The sequence below is a fragment of the Bradyrhizobium sp. 33ap4 genome (assembly GCF_032654765.1).
Lineage (GTDB): Bacteria > Pseudomonadota > Alphaproteobacteria > Rhizobiales > Xanthobacteraceae > Bradyrhizobium > Bradyrhizobium australafricanum.
This window is the reverse complement of record NZ_JAUMTJ010000206.1, coordinates 1-790: the sequence shown is the minus strand read 5'-3', so window position 1 is coordinate 790 and position 790 is coordinate 1. Positions and strand designations below refer to the sequence as shown.

1 protein-coding gene is annotated in these 790 nt (G+C 45.4%); it reads right to left on the bottom strand.

What is annotated here, in order from left to right; genetic code table 11:
- Positions 1-368: 368 nt before the first annotated feature.
- Positions 369-790, bottom strand: a 422-nt coding sequence (locus Q2M23_RS43705; protein ID WP_316399541.1) for a hypothetical protein, incomplete at its 5' end; no start/stop codon positions are given.

Genomic DNA, 790 nt, shown 5'->3' with positions numbered 1-790 from the left:
CGCGGCTGCTCGACTGCTTCGCGTGGGAGGAGCGCCATACGGCAGAGATCATCGCCCGAGAGCTCTCTCGCGTCAGGACCTGGGAATCAGGACCTGCCAGACCCATGCAGAAGAATGACAAATGCGATGAAAGAGAAGCTCCAGCGGCGGTTCTGTCACAGAGATGGGCATAAATACATTTTTCATGTATCTAAATATAAATACAAGATAAATTTTTAGGAGTATTCAGATACTCGTGGTAAATACTTTGAAAATGGGGTATTTAAATACAAAATATAAATACCGTATTTAAATACCCTGAATACTCCCGTAGATACATCCAGTAAGCAAAACATACGGGTTAACTGTAATGTTATCACGATATGCTGCTAGACACTCACAAAGTAGCAACAGTGTAAAAATACATTTATTGCGTTTTCAGGTTGACTTTTATAAGAGAAGCAGCTTTCAAAAATGCCGTCATCCAGACGCCGTCTATTCGGTAGTAGCATAAGGTTCGCCAAAGAAAAAAGTCGTTCTACAGGTGCTGTAGGGCAAAGGCTTGTGTTGTATTTCACGAACACTCTCCGTACTACCGGCAAGCCATGTAGCATAGCTGCGTCTGCCCTGGGATCATATAAAAACATTAACACGTCCAGGTGGGCTCCAGTGTTACCACAGCTTGTGCTTGGCGAAGGACACTCAAAAATGAAGAAGTCATCACTGTCAGCTGGTGTCACCTCGGCATCTGTGCCCCTGTCCATCAGCATTGCCTGCTGCTTGTGCTCTGCACCTCGCAGCAACAGGTCTG